Annotated in this window: 2 protein-coding genes and 1 pseudogene; 2 read left to right on the top strand and 1 reads right to left on the bottom strand. The window is 63.8% G+C overall.

Going from position 1 to position 1,836, the window contains the following annotated elements; all coding sequences use genetic code 11:
* The first annotated feature begins 1 nt into the window (after position 1).
* Positions 2–487, top strand: a complete 486-nt coding sequence (locus DBR24_RS01265) for a DUF1003 domain-containing protein (protein ID WP_256591234.1) — start codon at positions 2–4, stop codon at positions 485–487.
* Here the strand turns inward: DBR24_RS01265 and DBR24_RS01260 are convergent, their stop codons facing one another.
* Positions 488–1,429, bottom strand: a complete 942-nt coding sequence (locus DBR24_RS01260; RefSeq protein ID WP_128613640.1) for a LysR family transcriptional regulator — start codon at positions 1,427–1,429, stop codon at positions 488–490.
* Positions 1,430–1,444: 15 nt separating this feature from the next.
* Here DBR24_RS01260 and DBR24_RS01255 point away from each other — a divergent pair.
* A pseudogene (locus DBR24_RS01255) lies at positions 1,445–1,836 on the top strand (hypothetical protein); the annotation flags it as partial.

Here is a 1,836-nt window from a genome sequence, read left to right as displayed (position 1 = left end):
CCTGCGCTTCCACCGCCCTCACGCCCACCTCAACACCACCTTCGGCAACGACAAGTTTGCACTGCGTGCCGAGGCCTTTGCGCGGTTCTTCGGCACACCGCTGTTTCTTGGCGCGCAAACCGCGATCGTCGCGGTGTGGATCGGCCTCAACGTGTCGGGCGTGACGCAGTTCGACGTCTACCCGTTCATCCTGCTCAACCTCGCGTTCAGCCTGCAAGCTGCGTACGCCGCACCGTTGATCCTGCTGGCGCAGACCCGTCAGGCCGCACGGGACAAGGCGCAGTCGGACGCCGACGCACAGCACCGTGAAGCGTTGGCGGTGGCCAACACCGAGCGCCAGGCGCAGGCCGCGCAAACCACCGCGCAACTGCTCGAACTGCTGGAGCAGAACACCCGCCTCACCGAAATGACCAAGAGCCTGACTGAACGCATCGAAGGCCTGACCCGCGAACTGCATGCGCACATCTGCCAGAACCCGAAACGCTGATCACGGCAGCCGCAGCGCCCGCCCCAGCTCATCGAACAGCGTGACCACCGAACGCAAGGCCCGGCAGTCCGGGCGGGTCAGCAGCCACAGCGCGGTGTCGTAGCCGTGCAGCGGTTCGCTGAGGGCCTGCAAACCCTCGGTGATCAAAAAGTCCGGCAATGCCGCCACACCGAGTCCGCCACGCACCAGTTCAGTCACCGACAGCATGCTGTTGCAGCGATAAGACGGGGTCACGCCGGGCAACTGCTGGCGGCGCCAGGCGACGGTCGGGTGATCCGGCAAAAACTCGTCCGGGGCGATCCAGGTCAGCGCCGCCAGATCCGTTGCATCAATGTTTTGCAGATAGCGCGTACTGGCACAGACCCGGTAGGAAATCTTCGCCAGTTGCCGTCCGACCAGATGCTCCGGTGGTGTCCGCGTCAAACGCAGCGCAATGTCGGCATCGCGCCGACTGAGGTTGGCGAAATCGTTGGAGGTGCTCAGCTCAAGGGTCAGTGCCGGGTAGTTCGGCATGAACTGCGCCAGCGCCGGTAACAGCAGCCCTTGCAGCACCGAATCGGTACAGGTCAGGCGCACCGTGCCGCTGACGACTTCCCCGCCCTGCTCCACACCAATGCGCGCCGCTTCCAGCGCCTGCTCGGCGCGCTCAGCCTGTTCGGCCAGGGTCTGCGCGAGCGTGGTGGGCAGGTAACCGGCACGGCTTTTTTCGAACAGTTGCTGACCCAGCGCCGACTCCAGACGACGCACGGCGCGAAACACCGTCGACACGTCTACCCTGAGCAACTGCGAAGCCCGAGCCAGAGAACCTCCGCGCACCAGCGCGAGGATCAGCGCCAGATCCGGGTAGTCGAGTCGATAGTGCGTCGCTGCATTGATCACTTGGGAAAACGCCAATATTGAGTGCGTGAACGCCAATCTATAGTGAGCCCCATCAATCAACAAGCGCAGAGAACACTCATGGAAAACCGCGCCATCCGCATCGCCCTGATCGGCGATTACGACCCGCAAGTCACCGCCCACCAGGCGATCCCCGTTGCGCTGGGCATGCTCGCCGAGCAGACCGGCCGCGATGTGCAATTCCAATGGCTGCCCACCGAGAGAATCCACGTCGATACACCACTGCAAGATTTCGACGGTTTCTGGTGCGTACCGGCCAGCCCCTACAAAAGCGAAGCTGGTGCCTTGCGCGCCATTCGTTTTGCCCGCGAACAACAGCGCCCTTTCCTCGGCACCTGCGGCGGTTTTCAGCATGCGGTGCTGGAGTTTTCCCGCAACGTGCTGGGCTGGGCCGATGCCGAACATGGCGAGACGTCACCCGATTCGCAGCGAGCGGTGCTCACGCCGCTGAC

The organism is Pseudomonas sp. HMWF006 (assembly GCF_003061205.1).
In the GTDB taxonomy this organism is placed as follows: domain Bacteria; phylum Pseudomonadota; class Gammaproteobacteria; order Pseudomonadales; family Pseudomonadaceae; genus Aquipseudomonas; species Aquipseudomonas monsensis.
This window is presented reverse-complemented; position numbering and strand designations above follow the sequence as displayed.